We start from the raw sequence: 20029 nt of genomic DNA, 5'->3' as shown, positions 1-20029 counted from the left end.
AACCAGCTGTCACGTTGGGATTTCAACGGGATTACCCCGAACGTCACGAAATCAGTTGTCGCCTACAATTCGGCGCGCGCCCGGCACCGGGCCGTAGGCCGTTCGGACGCTGCGGCACACCCCCGCGCCCGCGAGTTCGGCGGCGACGGTGACCGCGGCCTCCTCGCTTTCGCAGAGGAAGGCGCAGGTCGGGCCGGAGCCGGAGACGATGCCCGCGAGGGCTCCGGCGGTGACGCCCGCCCGCAGGGTGCGGCGCAGTTCGGGTTTCAGCGAGAGCGCCGCGGCCTGCAGGTCGTTGCCGAGCAGCGGGGCGAGCTGTTTGGCCTCGCCGGAGGCCAGCGCCTGCAACAGCTCCTCCGGGCTGCCGAGCCGCGGCGGGTCGCCGACTTCGCGCAGGCGGTCGAGTTCGCGGAAGACGGCCGGGGTGGACAGGCCGTCCTTGGCCAGGGCCAGCACCCAGTGAAAGGTATTGCGGGACAACACCGGCAGCAGTTCCTCGCCGCGGCCGCGGCCGAGGGCGGTGCCGCCGTGCAGCGAGAAGGGGACGTCGCTGCCGAGTTCGGCTGCGATATCGGACAATTCGGTGCGCCCGAGGCCGAGTTCCCACAGCTCGTTCAGGCCGACCAGGGCCGCGGCGGCGTCGGCGCTGCCGCCGGCCATGCCGCCCGCCACTGGAATGCCCTTGGTGATGGCGAATTCCACCAACGGCGCGCGTCCGGCCATATCGGCCAGCTTGACCGCGGCCTGCCAGACAAGATTTCCGCGATCGGTGGGAACCTCGTCGGCCCCCTCGCCGACAACCTTTACGCGCAGCGCCGAGGACGGCGAGATCTGCACGTCGTCGCTGAGCGATAACGCCTGGAACACCGTGGTGAGGTCGTGGTAGCCGTCGGCGCGCAGATCGTCCACCCCGAGGTGCAGGTTCACCTTCGCGGGCGCGCGCACGATGAGCGGGCTGGGCACAACTGAGAGCACGCGCTCAGCCTAGTCGACAGATTTCCCGTTCGAGTACTTGCGCCAGGTACCCATGGGGGGTATGTTTCGGATGTCGGGGATACCCCCTCACCGTATGAACAGCGAGCGAAGGAGACCACCATGGCCACCAGCACCTACACCGTCACCGGCATGACCTGCGGCCACTGCGTCGGTTCGGTGCAGAAGGAGATCGGCAAGATCGACGGTGTCACCAGCGTGGATGTGGATCTCGCCAACGGCCTGGTCACGGTTGAGTCCGGCGCCCCACTCACCGACGCCGATGTGGTCGCCGCCGTCGACGAAGCGGGTTACGAGGTGGCCAGGTGAACGATCGACTGAAGTTCGCCGCCTTCGGCGGCGGACTGGTCGTCTTGTTCGGAGCCGCGCTCGGCATCGGCGCCCTGGCGGGCGACCGGTCCGGCGCGGCCCCGGCCGAGGCCGCCCCCGACCACAGCCGGCACGAAGCCGCCGCCGCAACGGGCCTGCAGAATAGCCTCTCCGGCTACACCCTCGGCGACATCAGCGCTCCCGCCGCCCCCGATCAGCAAGGCGCACTGCAATTCCGGATCACCGGACCGCAGGGCACCGTCACCCGCTACAACGACCTGCACGAGAAGGACCTGCACCTGATCGTGGTCCGCTCGGACGCGAGTCAGTTCCGGCACGTGCATCCGGCCCGGGCCGCCGACGGCACCTGGTCCATCGACTGGAAATGGGCCGAACCCGGCAGCTACCGCGTGTTCGCCGACTTCTCCCCCGCCGGCGGGCCCGGCGAACTGGTGCTCAGCCGCACCATCGCGGTCGCCGGGAACGTGACCGACAAGCCACTGCCCGCGGCCGCCAAGACCGCCGAGGTGGACGGCTATCGCGTCACCCTCGACGGCGACCTGACCACCGCGGGCAGCGAACTCACCTTCACCGTCACCCGCGACGGCAAGCCGGTGACCGATCTGCAGCCCTACCTGGGCGCGTACGCTCACCTGGTCGCACTGCGGGCCACCGACCTGGCCTACCTGCACGTCCACCCCGAGGGCGAGGTCGGCAAGACCGCACCCGGCCCCGATATCGTCTTCCACGCGGCCTTTACCTCCCAGCCGGCTGCGCCGAGTGACAGCAAGTACCGCCTGTACCTGGACTTCCAGCACGGCGGCGCGGTGCACACCGCGGAATTCACCGACGAAACATCCACTGCCGCATCCGATTCGGACGCGCCCGCCCACCACGGAGGAGGTCACTCATGAGCGCCCCGGCACCCGAGCGTTCGATCGAACTCGATATCGGTGGGATGACCTGCGCCTCCTGCGCGGCCCGGATCGAGAAGAAGCTCAACCGCATGGACGGCGTCACCGCGTCCGTGAACTACGCGACCGAGAAGGCGAAGGTCAGCTTCCCGGAGTCGATGACGACCGATGACCTGATCGCGAAGGTCGTCGACACCGGCTACACCGCAGCCGTGCACCACACCGAGCCGGTGAAAACCGAGGCAGCCGAATCCGCTTCGGCCCCGTCGGCGGCGGATCAGTTGCGGCACAAGCTGTTGGTGACGTTGGCGCTGGCCGTGCCCGTGGTCGCCATGGGCATGTTCCCGCTGCTGCAGTTCACCAACTGGCAGTGGCTGTCGCTGACCCTGACCGCGCCCATCGTGGTGTGGGGCGGGTCGCAGTTCCACCGGGCCGCGTGGGTGAACGCCAAGCACGGCGCGGCCACCATGGACACGCTGATCTCGTCGGGCACACTGGCCGCCTTCGGCTGGTCGGTGTACGCGCTGTTCTGGGGCACGGCCGGCATGCCCGGTATGAAACATCCGTTCAGCCTGGCCATCGAGCGCGGCGACTCGTCGTCGGCGCTGTACTTCGAGGTGGCGGCCACGCTGATCACCGCGATTCTGGCGGGCCGCTACTTCGAGACCCGGTCCAAGGAGAAGGCGGGATCCGCGCTGCGGGCGCTGCTGGAGCTGGGCGCGAAGGACGTGTCGGTGCTGCGTGCCGCCGCGAGCGCTGGACCCGAAGGCGGCAGCCTGCGTAACCACGAAGGGTCCCGGGAGCGGCGCGATGGGCACCTCGTCGAAACCCGCATCCCCATCGGCGACCTGCGGGTCGGCGAAGAGTTCCTGGTTCGTCCCGGCGAAAAGGTCGCCACCGACGGTGTGGTGGTGAGCGGCAGTTCGGCCCTCGACATGAGCATGCTGACGGGCGAATCGGTGCCGGTCGAGGTGGGCCCCGGCGATCAGGTGGTCGGCGCGACCGTGAACGCGGGCGGTCTGCTGACCGTGCGCGCCACCCGGGTCGGCGCGGATACCCAGCTGGCGCAGATGGCTGCGCTGGTGGAGGAGGCGCAGAACGGCAAGGCTCCCGTGCAGCGGCTGGCCGATCAGGTGGCGGGCGTGTTCGTGCCGATCGTCATCGCGATCGCGGTGGCGGCGCTGGGCTTCTGGCTCGGCACCGGTGCGTCCGTGGCGACCGCCTTCGGCGCGGCGGTGGCGGTGCTGATCATCGCCTGCCCGTGCGCGCTCGGCTTGGCCACGCCCACAGCTCTGCTCGTGGGCACCGGACGCGGCGCGCAGCTGGGCATCCTGATCAAAGGCCCGCAGGTGCTGGAGTCGACGCGGCGCATCGACACCGTGGTGCTGGACAAGACCGGCACCGTCACCACCGGCAAGATGACGCTCGCCGAGGCGATTCCGGGCGCCGGCGTGGACGCCAACGAGCTGCTGTCGGTGGCCGCGGCCGTAGAGCACGGCTCCGAGCACCCGGTCGCCAGGGCCGTGGTCGCCGGTGCGGCCGAGCGTGGACTCGACACCGAGAAGGTGGAGCAGTTCGTCAGCCACGGCGGCAAGGGCGTGCAGGGTCTGGTCGGCGAGCGCGCGGTGGTCATCGGACGCATCGAGCTGCTCGAGGACTGGTCCATCACGCTGCCGGAGTCCTTGGCGGACGCCAAGATCCGGGCCGAGCGGGCGGGGAAGACGGCCATCGTGGTGGCCTGGGACGGGCAGGCGCGCGGCGTGCTGGTCATCGCCGACGCCGTGAAACCCACCAGCGCCCAGGCGATCTCGGAGATGAAGGCGCTCGGCCTCACCCCGGTGCTGCTGACCGGCGACAATGCGGCCACTGCCCGCACGGTCGCGGATCAGGTGGGCATCGAGCAGGTCATCGCCGAGGTGCTGCCCAGCGACAAGCTGGACGTGGTGAAGAAACTGCAGTACGAGGGCAAGGTGGTCGCCATGGTCGGCGACGGCGTCAATGACGCGGCCGCCCTGGCCCAGGCCGATCTGGGCCTGGCCATGGGCACCGGGACCGACGTCGCCATCCAGGCCGCCGACCTCACCCTGGTGCGTGACGACCTGCGCGCGGTGCCGACCTCGATCAAGCTGTCGCGGGCCACGCTGCGGACCATCAAAGGAAATCTGTTCTGGGCCTTCGGTTACAACGTGGCCGCCATCCCGCTGGCCGCCGCCGGTCTGCTGAACCCGATGCTCGCCGGTGCCGCCATGGCACTGTCCAGCGTGTTCGTGGTCAGCAACAGCCTGCGACTGCGCCGTTTTCGCGGATGAGCGACACCGATCGCTCGTCCCGCGATGCGACAGGGCCGCCCCGATCACCGGATCCGGGCGGCCCTGTCGCATCGTGTTGAATGGCGGGTGACCACCGCCGCCCCCTCGCGAGGAGCCCCGTTGACCACCATCGCCGAATACCTGGCCGCCGCCCAGATCGAGGCCGCCCCGGTCGACCCCGCGGCTCCCGGCGCCCCCAAGGTCGCGGTCGGCATTCCCGAAGGCTGGCAACAGGTTCCGCCGAGCATGTTCCCGGGCTCCTACGGTGTCTGGACCCAGGCTCCCGTGAACGGCTGGGCCGACAACGCGGTCGTCCTGGTCGCCACCTTCACCCCGCCCGTCGACGCCCGCGAACTGCTCACCCACGCCTTCGACGACGCCCGCCGGCTCCCCGGCTGGCAGGACCTCGAAACCGACACCACCGACTTCGAGGGCTGGCCGTCCGCCGGCATCACCGGCACCTACAACGTCGAGCAGCTCACCCTCTGGGCCTACAACCGCTACATCATCGTCGAGTCCGACAACGGCCAGTACCTGGTCCAGCTCACCATCACCACCCGCGACGACAGCGACGGCTCCGGCCCCACCACCCTGCTCCAGGGCCTGTCCATTTCGGCCTGACCCGCACCGCGTGCCCGACCACCGACGATGGGCGGTGCAGGATCGATCGGCCGACTTTCGGGTGTGAGCCAGCCGCGATACGAGTGGCGTTGCTGGAACGCCGCCTTCTTCACCCTCGAAGGCTCGGGCCAAATCTCCGCCCAGGTGAGCACGAACCCCAGCCCGTCCCAGCTGACCATCGACGTGCCCGCACCGATCTGATCACGACCCAGCACGCCCGGACCGGCCGGCGCCACCGAAGGAAGGGGTTACCGACCCCTATTGATCCACCCGAGCCCGGTGCCACCCCACTCACTCCGGGTGGGGTGGCAGGTCTTTCGGCTCATTCCTGCTGGGCGAGGCGGACGTAGGCGGCAGTATCGAGGGTTTCGCCGCGGGCGGTGGGTGCGATTCCGGCTGCGGTGAGGCGCTTTTCGGCTTCGGCGGCGGAGCCGGCCCAGCCGGCGAGGGCGGCGCGGAGGGTCTTGCGGCGCTGGGCGAAGGCGGCGTCGACGACGGCGTAGACGCGCCGGCGGAAGGATTCGTCCTGGGGCCAGGGGGATTCGGGGAAGCGGTCGATGCGGACCAGTCCCGATTCAACCTGGGGTACTGGCCAGAAGATCTGGCGGCCAACGGTTCCGGCGCGGCGGACCGTCCCGAAGAAGCCGGCCTTGACGCTGGGCACGCCGTAGATGCGGCCGCCGGGGGTGGCGGCGAGGCGGTCGGCCACCTCCAGCTGCACCATGACGAGAGTGGTTCGGATGCTGGGGAATTCGGCCAGCAGGTGCAGCAGTACCGGCACGGCCACGTTGTAGGGCAGGTTGGCCACCAGCGCGGTCGGCGCGGCGGGCAGGTCGGCGTGGGTGACCTTCATGGCGTCCATGGGGACGACGGTCAGCCGATCGGCGAGCTCGGGGGCGCGGGCGGCGGCGGTCTCCGGCAGGTGGGCCGCGAGGGTCGGGTCGATCTCGACGGCGATGACCCGGTCGACCACGTCCAGCAGCGCCAGGGTCAGCGAGCCGAGGCCGGGACCGACCTCGAGCACGGTGTCGTCACGGTGGACGCCCGCGGTGGCGACGATGCGGCGCATGGTGTTGGCGTCATGGACGAAGTTCTGCCCGAGCTGCTTGGTCGGGCGGACGCCGAATCGCTCGGCCAGCTCACGCACTTCGGCGGGCCCCAGCAGGGCGGCTTTTCCACGACCGGCGACTTCGGGTTCGGACATTCTGGAAAACCTATCAAGCTGCGTGAATCACCCGGCACCCGGTCACACCGCGAGGGCTGTGGCGCCCGGAATCCAGCACTGATGTTTGCCACATATTTGCCAACCCGCTCGACCGGACGTGGCGGCCGTGCGCGCCGGACCAAATCCGCCATGTCGCACGGTCTTTCGCCAGGTATCCGAGTAGCGTCGCCCCTTGGGAACACAACCGTGAAGGAGAGTGCATGCCCGCTCGGCGGATTCGACGGCTCGTCCTGGGCGCGGCGCTGCTGACCGCGGCGGTCACGCTGCCCGCGGGACCGGCGAATGCGGACGCGGCCCCGGGACTGGACCGCTTCTACCACCAGACACTGGAGTGGAAGCCGTGCGACAACGCCGCCCTCGACGCCGCCGGCGCGCGGTGCGCGGGCGTGCTGGTACCGCTCGACTACAACAATCCGGACGGTCGCACGCTCACCATCGCGATCTCCCGCATCGCCGCCACCGATCCGGCGCGCCGCCGCGGCATCCTGATCACCAATCCGGGCGGTCCGGGCGGCGCCGGCCTGGCGATGCCGGTCAACACCCAGAAGGCCATGAGCGCGGACGTACGCGCACAGTACGACCTGATCGGCATGGACCCACGCGGCGTCGGCCGCTCCGATGCGGTCAATTGCACGATTCCGGTGCCCACCATGCTCTTCTCCGCCGGATTCGACGTATTCGGCTATGCCCGCGACACCGCCGTGGCCGCGGCGCTGGCCACCGCGTGCGTGGGCACCGACCCGGACAAGGCCCGCAACATCACGACTCGCAATACCGCGCGCGACATGGATCTCATCCGAAGCCTTTTCGGCGAGACGAAGCTCAACTACTTCGGCGCGTCCTACGGCACCTACCTGGGCGCGGTCTACACCCAGATGTTCGGCGACCACGCCGACCGCATGGTCTTCGACAGCGCCATCGACCCGGACCGCTACTACGTCGGGCTCTACCAGGACATGGGCGCGATCAACGAGTACGCCCTCGACGACTGGGCGAAATGGGCGGCCCGCCACGACGATCAGTACCACTTCGGCAGCACCCCGGAGGCGGTACGCGCCTGGGTCGAGGACCTCATCCGGCGGTCCGCGGGTCACGAGATCTACGGCAGCGGCTACCTGGTCGACGAGCACACCATTCCCATGATGCTGCTGGCGCTGCTGCCGAACCCGCAGCTGAACCCCAACCTCGCCGAAGTGCTCACCATGGTGGCGTCGGGCGTGGCGGGCGGCCCCATCGACATGGACGCGCTGAAGGCCAGGATCGTCTCCGTGGTGCCGCTGGACGCCGCCGCCATGGCCGCCATCATGTGCGGCGACAAGGCCGCGCCGCGCGATCCCGCCTGGTACTACGGCAATGTCGAGGCCGCGCGGCCGACGCAACCGGTGTTCGGTGCGTTCGCCAACAACATCACCGCCTGCGCCTTCTGGCCGGACCCGGTGGAACCGCCCACCGAGATCCGCAATGCGGCGCCGGTGCTGATCGTGGCCAATGTCCACGACACCCGCACCGCATACTCGGAAGGGCTTGCGCTGCATACGGATCTGACCGGATCACGCCTGGTGACGCTGGCGGACACCAGGATTCACGGCGCGTTCCGGCCGGGCCTGAGCCCGTGCCTGAACGATATCGTGAACACCTACTTCGCCACCGGCGTCCGCCCGGAGCAGGACGTCACCTGCGAACCCGATTTCAGCTGGTTCCCCCAGTAAGTCGTTGGGGGCCCGGGGCTTTCACCCCGAGCCCCCGAAGAGGTCACGCGACCATCGTCACGGCACGGTGGGCGTGGCCAGGATCCGATCGCTGAACGCGCCGATGGCATCCCACATCTGCGGGTTCAACTGGGTGTGGGTGCCGGTACCTACCACCGTCTGGAAGTCCACGCCATTGGCGGCGAACTGCGCGGCCAGCGCCGCGTGCAGCGGGGACGGCACGGCGGTGTCATTGGTGTTGAGCAGCAGCAGGATCGGCGCGTTGTAGCCGTTGACCGGCACGGTCATGTACTCGTTCATGGCGGCCCGGAATTCCGGGGTATCGAGCGGCCGCGACAGCATGTCGCCGATGCCCATGCCGTCGACCACCTTCATGATGTCCAGCAAGCACAGGCTCTGCGAGGCGTCCAGGGCCTGCTTGCCGCGCGGGGTGAGGTAGCTGTCGACATCGACCTCGGGGTGGGTGGCGCGCAGCCCGGCCAGCATGCTGACCACGAACGCGTTGATCGCGGTTCCGGCCTGACCGGGGATCTCCGGCACCCGGGGACCGATGAACGGGGCGATCTTCTCCAGGTCCGATTCCGGGTCGACCGCGATGGCGCCGCGGAAGTCGAGGTCAGGGGTCTGTGACACCTGCAGGTGCGCGGCGCCCAGCGCCGCCTGACCGCCCTGTGAGAAGCCGGTCACCGCCCACGTGCGTGAGAGCGCCGGATTCGCGGCGCGGGCCGCCTTGACCAGGTCGATGGTGGAACCGGCCTCGGTGCTGATCTCCAGGTACGGGTGCGGGCCGGTATCGAAGCGGCCCAGGCCCAGATAGTCCGGCGCGACCACGGCGAAGCCCTTGTTCACGAAGTACTGCAGCACCTGTTCTTCCCGGGGCCAGCTCACCTTCGAGTCGTCGGTCTGCCCGCCGCAGCCCGGTCCCATGCCGGAGGTGCCATGGTCGTAGGCCATGATCGGCCAACCGCCCGCGGGTGCGGGACCGGACGGAACGAACAGCGCGCCACTGGCTTTCACCGGTTCGCCATTGGAGCGGGTGGTCCAGTAGTCGATGATGGTGCCGTTCGGCAGGCCGCGGAAGCCGTCCGGTAGCGCGGTGGTGGCGAAGGCGGTGCCGGCCGTCTCGGCGTGGGCCGCGGTTCCCGGCAGGGCCAGCAGCGTGCCCGCCGACGCTATGGCCGCGGTGAAAATCCGTGTACGCCAACCGACCGACCTCATGAATCCTCCATTAGTCCCGACCCGATGACCATTCCCGTTCGGGGCCCGAGTTTATCGATTTGAACGTAGGACCAGTATGAGAAAGTTCTGGCAATCAGCTGATCGAGAGGATGCCGGAACTTCCCATTGACGCGCCTTGAAACTTGTTCTAATTTCTCGCCATGTCGCGCAGATACGAAGGTCGCCGAGTACTTGTCACCGGAGCGGGATCGGGCATCGGACAGGGCGTGGCCCTGCGATTGCTCGAAGAGGGAGCCTACCTGGTCGCCGCCGATGTGAACGAGGCCGGACTGGCCGCCACCGTCGACGCTGTCCCCGGCGATCAGCGCGAGCGCCTGCGCACCCTCACCCTCGACATCTCCGACCCGGCGGCGGTCCGCGCCGTCACCGCCGAGGCCCTCGAATTCCTCGGCGGCCTGGACGTTCTGGTGAACGCCGCGGGCATCCTGCGCGCCGCGCACACCCACGACATGCCCCTCGAGGACTGGAACAGGGTCATCTCGGTCAACCTGACCGGCACCTTCCTCATGATCCAGGCCGCGCTGCCCGCGCTCATCGAATCCGGGCACGGCGTGATCGTGAATTTCTCCTCCACCTCGGCCTTCGGGTCCAATCCCTATATGGCCGCGTACTCCGCGTCGAAGGCGGGCGTCAACGCGCTCACCCACTCCATCGCCTTGGAATACGTGAAAAAGGGCCTGCGCGCGGTCAATATCGTGCCCGGCGGCATCAGCACCGGCATCACCTCCGGTCTGGAACTGCCCGCCGACGCCGACTGGACGCTCATGGCGCGGCTGCCCGGGTGGATCGAGGGCGGCGCGCTCGGCAAGCCCGAGGACATCGCGGGTGTCGTCGCCATGGCCGCCTCGGATGACGGCCGCTATATGACCGGCACCGAGCTCCGCGTCGATGGTGGCGCACTGATGTAGCGACACCGCCCATTTCCGTTCGCGACCGGTTGGTACGGAGTTAGGCTGACAAGCGCTCGAGCAGCTTCATAACCACGTTCCAGCGGACCCGGACGGAGAGTTATGGGATACCGGCGGAGTTTCGGCGTGCTCATCGCAGCCGTGGGTTTGACGGTCGCGGCAGGGTGTGGGTCGTCGAACGATACGGGGTCCAAGGAGCCCGGCTACGCCGCGACGTTGCGGCCCATCATCACCGAACTGATGAAGGACAACGTCATTCCGGGAGCGGTGGTGGTGGTCGAGTCGCCCAAGGACGGCGACTGGACCGCCACCTTCGGGACCGGGACCATCGGCAAGGACGATCCGATGACGGTGGACGACCACTTCCGGATCGGCAGCAATACCAAGACCATGACGGTGACGGTCCTCATGCAGCTCGCCCAGGAGGGCAAGCTCTCCCTCGACGATCCGATCGGAAAGTACTGGCCGGGTGTGCCGAACGGGGACCGCATCACCCTCGCCCAGCTCGCCGAAATGCGCAGCGGCCTCTACAACTACACCTTCGACTACGACTTCAGCGCCGCGATCGACAAGGATCCCCAGAAGGTGTGGACCCCGGAGGAATTGCTGGCCATCGCGTTCGCGCACCCGGTCGATTTCCAGCCGGGCGAGAAATTCGAGTACTGCAACACCAACACCATCCTGCTGGGCCTGGTCATCGAGAAGGTCACGAATATGCCTGTGGCCGACAACTTCCGGCAGCGCATCTTCGAACCGCTCGGGCTGAAGCACACGTCGTTCCCCGCGCCGGCGGACTCCTCGATGCCGGATCCGCATCCGCAGGGCTACGCCTTCGGCACCATGGTCTCCACCATCGACACCTTCGCACTGCCGCCGGATCAGCGGGCCGCTGCGCTGGCAGGCACGCTGCAACCGGGTAACCGGACGACCTCGAGCCCGTCGTGGACCTGGACCGCGGGTGCGGCGATCTCGACGGTCGACGATATGACCATGTATGCGAAGGCGCTCATCGACGGCAAGCTGCTCGATGCCAAGTTCCAGAAGATGCGGATGGACAGTATCCAGCCGATCGATCCGGCCGATCCGGCCATGGCCGGGTACGGCCTGGGCATCGTGCGATTCGGTGAGCATCAGTTCGGGCACGACGGCCAGATCCCGGGCTACATGACCTACATGGCGTCGGATCCCGACTCCGGCCTCACCATCGTGGTCGCCACCAACCTGGCGGCTGTTCCGTCCGGCGAAGGGGCGGCGCTGGTACTGGTGAAGGGCATACTGCCCGCCTTCTACGGCGCCGGCGCGATGCCCGGACACGACCCGGCACAACACAATTCGGCTGATAGCACCCCCGAGCCGTCCGAATCACCGACAGGTTCGCCCCTATGGACGACACCGCGGTAATCATCGCCGGCGCCGGACCGGTCGGTCTGACCGCGGCGATCGAACTGCGCCGCCGGGGCGTGCCGTGCCGGATCGTCGACCCGCTGCTGGAACCACCGCCGTACGCGAAAGCCGTTGGCATCCAACCGCGTGCGCTGGAAGTGTTCGAGCAGATGGGGGTGCTGCGTCGGATCCTGGATGCGGCGATCCAACTGCGCGGGCAGCTGGCCTTCGTCAATGGTGAGCAGAGCGCGCGGATAGAGCTGACGCTGCCGCCGGACGTGCCGTTCGGATTCGCCGGCCTGCCGCAGTACGAGACCGAGCGGATTCTGCGGGACCGGCTCATCGTGCTGGGCGGCACCGTCGAACGCGGTACACGGGTCGCGGCTTTCGAGCAGGACGCCGACGGGGTCACCGTGACACTCGCGAGCGGAATGGGTGAGAAGACCACGCGGGCAAGCTATCTCGTCGGCTGCGACGGCGCGCACAGCACGATCCGCAAGGCGCTGGGTCTCTCCTTCGAGGGTGCGGCCTTCACCGAGCACTACATGCTCGGGGACGTGGAACTGAGCTGGTCGATGCCACGCGGATACAACATCCGCGCGAGCCACCGGACCAACGGCGTCACCGATGATCTGCTGGTCTGCATCCCGCTCCCCGGCCGGCACCGGTACCGCATCTCCATGCTGCTCCCCAACGGCCGGACACGCGATCCGACGACCGGTGACGACGACGTCGAGCACGGCTTCGCCACCGGGTGGACGCCCGATCTGCCCGATCTCCAAGCGGTCGTCGACCGCCTGGCGCCCGAACCGGCGCAGGTGTCGAACCTGCGCTGGTCCTCGGTCTTCCGGATCAGCCACCGCATCGTCGATTCCTACAGCCGCGGAAGGGTTTTCGTGGCGGGCGACGCCGCCCACATCCACCCGCCCACCGGCGCCCAGGGCATGAACACCGGCATCCAGGACGCCCACAATCTGGCCTGGAAACTGGCCCTGGCGCTCACCGGGGACGCTTCCCCCACCCTGCTCGACTCCTACGACCTCGAACGCCGCCCGGTGGGCGAGGAAGTCGTCGGCCGCACGGTCCGCAGCGCCCGCGAAGGCATCGGCGCGGACTCCACCGACCCCGCCTACGTCCTGCGCCGGGAGGCACAACTTCTCATCGACTACGCCGGCAGCCCCATCGTCGCGCCGTCCCCACCCGGCGATCCCGCCCCGCGGGCGGGCGCTCGCGCGCCCGACGCCCGCGGCCTGACCCGCGACGCCGTCGCCTTCGGCTTCCGGCTGCTGCCCCTCATCGACGGCACCGCCCACACCCTGCTGCTCTACGCGGACGACACCACCACCGAACACGACCTGCGCGACCTGGAACAGCTGGCCGTCACCGCGACCGCCGCGGCCCACGGCCACCTGGACGCCTACCTGATCGCCGCACCCCGGGCCGGCGCGGCCGCGACCACCCTCCCACTGATCCGCGACACCGCAGGCGAGTTCGCCGGGGCCTACCGCGCGGACCACGGATCGGCCTTCGTCATCCGTCCCGACGGCTACCTGGGCTTCGCCCACCGCACGGCCACCACCGCCGACCTCGTCGACTACCTCGAATCCACTTTCCGCTGACCCGGCGCGTTCGCGTCGAGCGCCGACCACGGGGCAGCCGATACTTCTATTCGGTAACAGTGGAACTCGCGGGATCGAAATGCCCGGTGGCAGTAACCACTACGCAAGGGAGATGCGACATGGGTTCCGCAGACCTGATGAGCTGGCTGGCCGACGGCTATCTCAACGGTGATCCGATCCGCTACCCGCTCTATGTCGGGTTGATGTTCCTCAGCATGCCGTTCCAGCTGCTGTCCACACTGTCGGGTCAGTCCTTCTAACCGATGCCGAGCCGTGAGGTGCAGGCCGGCCACGCGCCCCAACCCTGGCGGGCGCGCGTCACTTCGGCGATGGCGATCTGCTCCTCGCGGGTCGCGAGGTCGGCGCGCGGGGCGTAGCGGGTGCCGCCCTGGCGTTCCCAGGTGTTCTGGTCGAACTGGATGCCGCCGAAGAAGCCGTTGCCCGTATTGATGGCCCAGTTGCCGCCGGATTCACATGTGGCCAGGGCATCCCAGGTGGTGCCGTTCTGCACGTCCGGGACCTCGGTGCCCGGCTTGGCGCCCTTGCGCACGGTCTTGGGCTGCGCGGGCACGATCACGGTGGACTTGATCGGATCCTTGCCCGCCTCATGGCCGTTCACGATGGAGACCGCGAAAGTCACGTCCTGCGTGCCGGGCACGCCCGGATTCTCGACGATCGTGCGGCTCATATTGAGCGTCTGATCCTCGATGATGTTCTCCGGCGGATCCAGCGGCACCCGCTCGGTGCGGTTCTCCACGATCTTGCGGGTGACGGTGATCTTCATACCGTCGGTGAGCGGGGTGCTCGCGGCCGGCTCCACGGAGTCCTGATTGACCAGCGGGCGGCCCTGTGACTGGAGCAACTCCCCGATGGTCGGGGCGGCGAGGCGGACCAGCGACGCGGGCGCGCCGTTGTCACTGAGTTCGACCGTCCGCGGATTGGTGATGAGCAGTTGCGCGCCCTCGAGCGGCAGCGGGGTCGGGCGCGCGGGCGAGGTGAAGACGTCGCCGGGCAGATTGAGCTTGATGACCGCCTCGGCCACGGTGAGCGCGGTGGTCCACGCCTTGGAGGGCGTGCCGTCGACGATGAGCGAGACCTCACGGGCGCGGTTCAGCGTGATGGTGGATCCGTCGCTGATATGCGCTCCGGCGGAAGGGGATACGTCATCGCGGCTGGTGATCGCGTACCCGGCGTCCTTGAGCGCCCCGCGGACGTCCCCGCGCATGGTGGATTCGGCGAACTGCTTGCCATCGATGACGAAGGTGATCTGCTTCTTGCTCATGATGGCGACGCCGGCTCCGAAGATGAGCGTGACGAGCATCGCCGCGATGGCCCCGTACAGCATCGGGGAACGCGACGAGTTGATCTTCGTCAATGCGTGCATCGGAAATCCCGGCATGGTCACAGTACGATAACGAGGGGGTCGCGGATTGACAACCACCCCCGGCGGAACTGCGGGGACGAGGATTACGACCCGATATCGAATCGCAGGTAAATCACGACCGCGCTAGATCATAGTGAGCTGCGGCACATATGGCGACCCAAGGCCCGGTGTCCGATTCCCGACAGCGACAACTGATTTCGCAGCGCTGAGGGTAACTCGCCGGGTACGCCCGAAAGGTTCGCCGCCCGACCGCTGGCACGCGTGCGGTACCCGCGACGGCACCCGAGCCGGGCGATGAAGTCCCGGAGAGGCGGAACAGTACCTCAGATTCCGTAGACCCGGCGGGCATTGGCGGTGGTGATCTTGGCCAGCTGCCCCGGATCCTGTTCACGCAGTCCGGCCAGCGCGCGCAGCGTGTACGGCAGCATGTACGACTCGTTCTGCGCACCCCGGAACGGATGCGGGGTCAGGAACGGTGCGTCCGTTTCGACCAGAATCAGTTCGTCCGGAACGAGTTTCGCGGCCTCGCGCAATTCGTGCGCGTTCTTGAAACTGACCGTGCCCGAGAAACTGAGCACATAGCCCTCCTCCACACAGGCCATCGCCATGTTCGCATCGGAGGAGAAGCAGTGGAAGATCACGGTTTCCGGCGCGCCCTCGTCCAGCAGCACCGCCAGCAGATCGTGATCGGCCTCCCGGTTGTGGATCATGAGCGGCTTGCCCAGCCGCTTGGCCAGGTCGATGTGCCAGCGGAAGCCCTCGACCTGATCCTCGATCTCGGCGCAGCCGTCCAGCTTGCCCGGCCAGTAGTAGTCCAGCCCGGTCTCCCCCACCGCGACCACCCGGGGATCCGCGGCCAGCTGCTCGAGCTCGGCCTTGGCGGCGTCGTCGAGGTGGTTGGCGCGGGTCGGGTGCAGCGCGACCGCCGCGTAGACGCGGTCGTCCCAGTGCGCGGCGCGGACCGCGAAGCGCGCGGCCTCGAGGTCGTCGGCGACCGTCACCAGCTCCCGCACGCCCGCCGCGCGGGCCCGTTCCACCAGGGCCGCAACCGATTCCGGATCGGTGGCCCCGCAGGCGTCGATATGGGTGTGCGCGTCGATGAGCGGCGACAGCGGCTCGGGCGGCTCGGGCGCAGGTCGGCGACTGGTCATGCCCATCCCCCGAAAGAAAGAAGGGCGGCACCTGCCACGGGGATATTCACGCGAGCGACGTAGGACACGCAGATAGAGTAGACACACCATGAGCGCATCCGATCGCCCCGCCTTTTACATCACCACGGCCATCGCGTACCCGAACGGCGCACCGCACATCGGGCACGCCTACGAGTACATCTCGTCCGATGCCCTGGCCCGCTTCAAACGGCTGGACGGCTTCGATGTGTTCTACATGACCGGCACCGACGAGCACGGCCAGAAGGTGCAGCAGGCCGCCAGGGCCGCCGGTCTCGCGGAGCAGGAGTACGCCTCGCGCAACTCCGACGTCTTCGAGAACATGGACAAGGCGCTCGACATCTCCTTCGACCGCTTCATCCGCACCACCGACGAGGACCATCTGGCCGCGTCGGTCGCGATCTGGGAGCGCATGGTCGAGGCCGGGGACATCTACCTCGACACCTACGCCGGCTGGTACTCGGTGCGCGACGAGGCGTTCTACACCGAGGAGGAGACCACCCTCCTCGAGGACGGCACCCGCATCTCCACCGACACCAAGACCCCGGTGGAGTGGACCGAGGAGTCGAACTACTTCTTCCGCCTGTCCAAGTATCAGGACAAGCTGCTCGAACTGTTCGAGACCCAGCCGGAATTCATCGCGCCCACGACCCGGCGCAACGAGATCGTCTCGTATGTGAAGGCGGGCCTGAAGGATCTGTCCATCTCCCGCACCACCTTCGACTGGGGTGTGCCGGTGCCGGGTCACCCCGAGCACGTCATGTACGTGTGGGTGGACGCGCTCACCAACTACCTGACCGGTGCGGGCTTCCCCGACACCGATTCGGCGTCGTTCCAGCGGTACTGGCCCGCGGACCTGCACATCATCGGCAAGGACATCTCCCGGTTCCACACCGTGTACTGGCCCGCCTTCCTGATGAGCGCCGGAATCGAGCTCCCCAAGCGGGTTTTCGTGCACGGCTTCGTCAACTACAAGGGCGAGAAGATGTCCAAGTCGGTCGGCAATGTGGTCGATCCCATGGACCTGGTCGACACCTTCGGCCTGGACGCCCTGCGCTTCTTCCTGCTGCGTGAGATCTCCTACGGCCAGGACGGCTCCTACGGCCACGAGGCCATCGTCGGCCGCATCAATGCCGATCTGGCCAACGAGTACGGCAACCTGGCCCAGCGCTGCCTGAAGATGGTGGCCCGCGACTTCGGCGGCGTCGTCCCGACCCCGGGCGAGTTCACCGAGGACGACAAGGCCCTGCTGGAGCGCACGGGCAGCCTGCTGGAGAAGGTGCGCGCCGAATTCGACCAGCAGCAGATCCATCTGGGCCTCGAGCAGCTGTGGCTCACCCTCGGTGAGACCAACCGCTATTTCTCCGCCCAGGCGCCCTGGACCCTGGCCAAGGCCGGCACCCCGGAGGACACCGCCCGCGAGGGCACCATCCTCTACGTGACCATGGAGGTGCTGCGCATCGTCTCGATCCTGGTCCAGCCGGTCATCCCCGGCTCGGCCGGGAAGATCCTGGACCTGCTCGGCGTCACCGACCGCAGCTTCGCGGACCTCGCCACCCCGCTCCGCCCGGGCACCTCGCTGCCGGAACCGGCCGTGGTCTTCCCAAAGTACGTCGAACCGAAGTAAGAACCGGTGCACGCCCGCCGCCTTCGGCGGGCGGGCACCGAATCACACCCGTCGACCGCAGGTGGAGATTCCCCTCCGAACTCCACCATCGCCGGAACGGGAATGCGGCGCCGAACATGCCACTGCCCGATCCGCGGAATCGGATCGGGCAGCGGCTGATCTCGCCGTTCCAGCATCCGGTCCGGTTGTCGCGATGGTCAACCTGGGCCGGTAGCACGATTTGGGGCACCCCCGCTGACCAGCGGGTCCAGATCAGCTGTTCACGAGGGGGTCAACGGTTGGGGTGCCGGATCTCCTACTCTGAACAGCAGCCGGTGCACGATCAGCTACCAGCTCCCGGTTGATCAGCGCCTCGCGCGCGGTCTGCCTGAGCAGAAAACGAGGCCGGAGCCCGGTCAGCCGAGCGCGCACGGGTCGATGGTGGCGGTCCCGGGCGACCGCGGCGTGAGCATGAACAGCTGGTAGGAGCAGTTCTGCGGGTGAAAGGCGTTGTAGGAACGCATGGTCAGGCTCATGATCTCGCCGGTGGCTGGGTTGCGGACCTGCACGAGCGAGTCATTGAACAGGTCTTCTTCCATCGGGGTGTTCCACATGCGCGCGAATTCCGGGTTGACGCCGCAGGTTTCGATGATCTGGGCCATGCGCTCGGGGGCGACCACGCCGGGTGAGAGGACGCGCAGGCCGAAAACCAGGCGATGCACGATGGTGTCCCAGTTGACCAGCAACTCGCGAGCTTCCGGGATGGTCAGGAACTGCTCGATGACATTGACCGGGCGGTCGGCGTCGGGCGCCGAGGGGGCCAGCCACGGAAACGCCCCGCTGGCAGCCCGATTGGCCGCGAGCACCTCGTATTCGGGGAAGCGGTGGAAGTACGCCGGGTAGGGCAGGGCCTCGAGATGGTCGAGGTCCTCTTGGCGCAGCTGGGGCGGCCAGGTGCCGCGCGCGAAGGTGGACACCCTGGGCAGGGCCAGCGAGACCACCTTCTCGAGCATCCACACCGGTACGTCCATGGCCGCACACCAGTCCTCGAGCCGGTCCGCCGAGACCGTGCGCTCCCCGCTCTCCAGCTTCCGGTAGAGCGAGACGCTGACGAACATCCGCCGAGCGGTCTCCTCCTGCGTGAGGCCCTGATTCTCTCGCCGGTGCCGCAGGTACATTCCGAGCAGCGGCTGCTCCGGAATCGGTGTGAGCGCGTCGAGCATCTGTCCGCCTATCCCTCCAGCAATCCTTCAGCTAAATATCTATCGAAGTAGCCGGCGAGGATCCAGTTTTCCGGTCCAGCCAGCGTACGGACCGTGGCACACGACAGCCACGCCGGACCCACCCAGAGATCCACACGAATGGCGACTGCCGATTCGCCAATGCAACGATGTGCATATGCGGCCCAACGGCACGAGGAATGATCTTTCGCCGCGCTGGAACGGGCATTCCGATCGACATCGGGCGGATCCGGAAGTGCTGCTGTCACCCGGATCTCCGAGGAGATCGCCCAACTGCCGCAACGGATTCCGGATCTGCGCGCCTTCACCTTCGCGGTATTGCGGCTGCCGCGGCCATAGCGATCGAGGCACCCGGCGGCGACTGAGGTCACCCGACCGCAATCCCGGGGCACTCCCGCTCCGGGCGCCCACCGATAATGACCATCTGAAGCGAACGCGGTTCAGTGAGAGAGGGAATGGATGCGCGACAGACAGGTCCACATGACGGCCGGCGCACCACAGGGCACATTGCAGCGCACCAATTTCGACGAACGGCACCGGGCCGCCCGGGACGCCGTCCTCACCTCACAGCGCGGCCGGCTGCTCGAGGCCATGGTGGAATGCGTCGAAGCCAGGGGCTACCACGCCACCACACTCACCGACATCGTGGCGCGCGCCCGGGTCTCGCGCAGCACCTTCTACGAACACTTCAGCAACAAGGAGCACTGCTTCATCGAGGCGGTGCGCACCGCCTCCGACATCATCGCGACCCGCATCGCCGACGAGCTGGCGCAGCTGCCCACCGATGCCGGCGCGTACGAGCGCATCGAGTCCATCGTGGTCACCTTCTGCGAAACCGTGGCCTCCGAACCGGATTTCGCGCGGCTGATGCTGGTCGAGGCGTTCAAGGTGGATCAGGAGTCGGTGGCGCTGCGGGATCTGTCGGTGGACCGGTTCGCGGATCTGTACCGGGTCTTCTACGCCCAGGCGCGCGAGACCGATCCGAGCCTGCCGGTCATCGCCGACGAGCTGTTCGCGCTGATTCCGGACGCCATCGGCGAACGCACCCGCCGGGTCATCGTGGCCGAGGGGGCGCACCGGGTGCCCGAATTGGCCCCGCTGTTCGTAGAATTCGTGGTCGCGGTGCTGGGCCTGCCCGCACAGGCCTAATCGCTACGCCACGTAGCGAAATCCGCTGTCGCCCAGACAGTTTTCCGATCGGGGCCGCCGGAGCGCGCGGGTGTGACGCGGCCGGGTGAACTCACTCACAGCGAGAAGCTCGGTTGGTCATCGTCGGGCCATACCGATGACACATAACGAGCGGTTGCCAGGCGGTGACCACAGCGCCCAGCCTTCGGCGTACCCCCACTTCAGCCAGGCTGCGGGCGGTCAGGCTGAGTGCGGAAGTTTTGCGGCACCCC

The 20029-nt window shown here is 68.0% G+C and carries 18 protein-coding genes; 12 read left to right on the top strand and 6 right to left on the bottom strand.

The window, feature by feature from the left end; translation table 11 throughout:
* Positions 1 to 51 precede the first annotated feature (51 nt).
* Entirely contained in the window at positions 52 to 975 is a 924-nt protein-coding gene (locus tag ABZ909_RS01020) for a 4-(cytidine 5'-diphospho)-2-C-methyl-D-erythritol kinase (RefSeq protein WP_356995558.1), read from the bottom strand.
* Between the two features lie 120 nt (positions 976 to 1095).
* On the opposite strand from ABZ909_RS01020, the gene ABZ909_RS01015 reads away from it, so the two are divergent.
* From ABZ909_RS01015 to ABZ909_RS00995, 5 genes are all read left to right on the top strand, one after another.
* Entirely contained in the window at positions 1096 to 1302 is a 207-nt protein-coding gene (locus tag ABZ909_RS01015; protein ID WP_356995557.1) for a heavy-metal-associated domain-containing protein, read from the top strand.
* Positions 1299 to 2216 carry a hypothetical protein gene (locus ABZ909_RS01010; protein WP_356995556.1) on the top strand — a complete coding sequence of 306 codons (918 nt, stop codon included), beginning with the start codon at positions 1299 to 1301 and terminating at the stop codon, positions 2214 to 2216. Before ABZ909_RS01015 ends, ABZ909_RS01010 begins: the two co-directional genes overlap by 4 nt.
* The gene (locus ABZ909_RS01005; protein WP_356995555.1) at positions 2213 to 4525 is read left to right on the top strand and encodes a heavy metal translocating P-type ATPase; all 2313 of its coding nucleotides are present in this window, start codon (positions 2213 to 2215) and stop codon (positions 4523 to 4525) included. Before ABZ909_RS01010 ends, ABZ909_RS01005 begins: the two co-directional genes overlap by 4 nt.
* Before the next feature lie 120 nt (positions 4526 to 4645).
* Entirely contained in the window at positions 4646 to 5146 is a 501-nt protein-coding gene (locus tag ABZ909_RS01000; protein ID WP_356995554.1) for an LpqN/LpqT family lipoprotein, read from the top strand.
* Positions 5147 to 5209: 63 nt separating this feature from the next.
* Positions 5210 to 5347 carry a hypothetical protein gene (locus tag ABZ909_RS00995; RefSeq protein WP_356995553.1) on the top strand — a complete coding sequence of 46 codons (138 nt, stop codon included), beginning with the start codon at positions 5210 to 5212 and terminating at the stop codon, positions 5345 to 5347.
* Between the two features lie 121 nt (positions 5348 to 5468).
* Here the strand turns inward: ABZ909_RS00995 and rsmA are convergent, their stop codons facing one another.
* Positions 5469 to 6350, bottom strand: a complete 882-nt coding sequence (gene rsmA / locus ABZ909_RS00990) for a 16S rRNA (adenine(1518)-N(6)/adenine(1519)-N(6))-dimethyltransferase RsmA (protein ID WP_356995552.1) — start codon at positions 6348 to 6350, stop codon at positions 5469 to 5471.
* A gap of 221 nt (positions 6351 to 6571) precedes the next feature.
* On the opposite strand from rsmA, the gene ABZ909_RS00985 reads away from it, so the two are divergent.
* The gene (locus tag ABZ909_RS00985) at positions 6572 to 8080 is read left to right on the top strand and encodes an alpha/beta fold hydrolase (protein WP_356995551.1); all 1509 of its coding nucleotides are present in this window, start codon (positions 6572 to 6574) and stop codon (positions 8078 to 8080) included.
* A 57-nt stretch (positions 8081 to 8137) separates the two neighbouring features.
* On the opposite strand, the gene ABZ909_RS00980 is transcribed toward ABZ909_RS00985, so the two are convergent.
* The gene (locus ABZ909_RS00980; RefSeq protein WP_356995550.1) at positions 8138 to 9298 is read right to left on the bottom strand and encodes an alpha/beta fold hydrolase; all 1161 of its coding nucleotides are present in this window, start codon (positions 9296 to 9298) and stop codon (positions 8138 to 8140) included.
* 161 nt (positions 9299 to 9459) lie between these two features.
* On the opposite strand from ABZ909_RS00980, the gene ABZ909_RS00975 reads away from it, so the two are divergent.
* From ABZ909_RS00975 to ABZ909_RS00960, 4 genes are all read left to right on the top strand, one after another.
* Positions 9460 to 10227 carry an SDR family NAD(P)-dependent oxidoreductase gene (locus ABZ909_RS00975; RefSeq protein ID WP_356995549.1) on the top strand — a complete coding sequence of 256 codons (768 nt, stop codon included), beginning with the start codon at positions 9460 to 9462 and terminating at the stop codon, positions 10225 to 10227.
* Positions 10228 to 10353: 126 nt separating this feature from the next.
* A complete protein-coding gene (locus ABZ909_RS00970; protein WP_356995548.1) occupies positions 10354 to 11628 on the top strand; it encodes a serine hydrolase domain-containing protein in 1275 nt (424 codons plus the stop codon).
* On the top strand, positions 11610 to 13229 hold the full coding sequence (locus ABZ909_RS00965; protein ID WP_356995547.1) for an FAD-dependent monooxygenase: 1620 nt from the start codon (positions 11610 to 11612) through the stop codon (positions 13227 to 13229). The genes ABZ909_RS00970 and ABZ909_RS00965 overlap by 19 nt, the downstream gene beginning before the upstream one ends.
* A 119-nt stretch (positions 13230 to 13348) precedes the next feature.
* Positions 13349 to 13489: a hypothetical protein gene (locus tag ABZ909_RS00960; RefSeq protein ID WP_356995546.1), complete on the top strand. Its 141-nt coding sequence runs from the start codon at positions 13349 to 13351 to the stop codon at positions 13487 to 13489.
* Here the strand turns inward: ABZ909_RS00960 and ABZ909_RS00955 are convergent.
* Both ABZ909_RS00955 and ABZ909_RS00950 read right to left on the bottom strand, forming a co-directional pair.
* On the bottom strand, positions 13486 to 14613 hold the full coding sequence (locus ABZ909_RS00955) for a transglycosylase family protein (RefSeq protein WP_356995545.1): 1128 nt from the start codon (positions 14611 to 14613) through the stop codon (positions 13486 to 13488). The genes ABZ909_RS00960 and ABZ909_RS00955 overlap by 4 nt on opposite strands.
* Positions 14614 to 14936: 323 nt before the next feature.
* Positions 14937 to 15764, bottom strand: coding sequence for a TatD family hydrolase (locus ABZ909_RS00950; protein ID WP_356995544.1), 828 nt, complete (start codon positions 15762 to 15764; stop codon positions 14937 to 14939).
* An 88-nt stretch (positions 15765 to 15852) separates the two neighbouring features.
* Here ABZ909_RS00950 and metG point away from each other — a divergent pair, with 88 nt between their 5' ends.
* A complete protein-coding gene (metG, locus tag ABZ909_RS00945) occupies positions 15853 to 17409 on the top strand; it encodes a methionine--tRNA ligase (RefSeq protein ID WP_356995543.1) in 1557 nt (518 codons plus the stop codon).
* A 395-nt stretch (positions 17410 to 17804) separates the two neighbouring features.
* Here metG and ABZ909_RS00940 read toward each other — a convergent pair whose 3' ends face one another.
* On the bottom strand, positions 17805 to 18611 hold the full coding sequence (locus tag ABZ909_RS00940; protein WP_356995542.1) for a helix-turn-helix domain-containing protein: 807 nt from the start codon (positions 18609 to 18611) through the stop codon (positions 17805 to 17807).
* A 477-nt stretch (positions 18612 to 19088) separates the two neighbouring features.
* On the opposite strand from ABZ909_RS00940, the gene ABZ909_RS00935 reads away from it, so the two are divergent.
* Positions 19089 to 19778, top strand: a complete 690-nt coding sequence (locus ABZ909_RS00935) for a helix-turn-helix domain-containing protein (RefSeq protein WP_356995541.1) — start codon at positions 19089 to 19091, stop codon at positions 19776 to 19778.
* Positions 19779 to 20029: the final 251 nt, after the last annotated feature.

This window comes from Nocardia sp. NPDC046763, from assembly GCF_040645495.1.
In the GTDB taxonomy this organism is placed as follows: Bacteria; Actinomycetota; Actinomycetes; order Mycobacteriales; family Mycobacteriaceae; genus Nocardia.
This window is presented reverse-complemented; position numbering and strand designations above follow the sequence as displayed.

Bases quoted from the DNA above. Each gene is read 5' to 3' on its own strand.
- ABZ909_RS01015 (WP_356995557.1), top strand. From the start codon at position 1,096: ATGGCCACCAGCACCTACACCGTCACCGGCATGACCTGCGGCCACTGC.
- ABZ909_RS01005 (WP_356995555.1), top strand. From the start codon at position 2,213: ATGAGCGCCCCGGCACCCGAGCGTTCGATCGAACTCGATATCGGTGGG.
- rsmA (WP_356995552.1), bottom strand. From the start codon at position 6,350: ATGTCCGAACCCGAAGTCGCCGGTCGTGGAAAAGCCGCCCTGCTGGGG.
- ABZ909_RS00985 (WP_356995551.1), top strand. From the start codon at position 6,572: ATGCCCGCTCGGCGGATTCGACGGCTCGTCCTGGGCGCGGCGCTGCTG.
- ABZ909_RS00980 (WP_356995550.1), bottom strand. From the start codon at position 9,298: ATGAGGTCGGTCGGTTGGCGTACACGGATTTTCACCGCGGCCATAGCG.
- ABZ909_RS00975 (WP_356995549.1), top strand. From the start codon at position 9,460: ATGTCGCGCAGATACGAAGGTCGCCGAGTACTTGTCACCGGAGCGGGA.
- ABZ909_RS00965 (WP_356995547.1), top strand. From the start codon at position 11,610: ATGGACGACACCGCGGTAATCATCGCCGGCGCCGGACCGGTCGGTCTG.
- ABZ909_RS00960 (WP_356995546.1), top strand. From the start codon at position 13,349: ATGGGTTCCGCAGACCTGATGAGCTGGCTGGCCGACGGCTATCTCAAC.
- ABZ909_RS00955 (WP_356995545.1), bottom strand. From the start codon at position 14,613: ATGCACGCATTGACGAAGATCAACTCGTCGCGTTCCCCGATGCTGTAC.
- ABZ909_RS00950 (WP_356995544.1), bottom strand. From the start codon at position 15,764: ATGACCAGTCGCCGACCTGCGCCCGAGCCGCCCGAGCCGCTGTCGCCG.
- metG (WP_356995543.1), top strand. From the start codon at position 15,853: ATGAGCGCATCCGATCGCCCCGCCTTTTACATCACCACGGCCATCGCG.
- ABZ909_RS00940 (WP_356995542.1), bottom strand. From the start codon at position 18,611: ATGCTCGACGCGCTCACACCGATTCCGGAGCAGCCGCTGCTCGGAATG.
- ABZ909_RS00935 (WP_356995541.1), top strand. From the start codon at position 19,089: ATGCGCGACAGACAGGTCCACATGACGGCCGGCGCACCACAGGGCACA.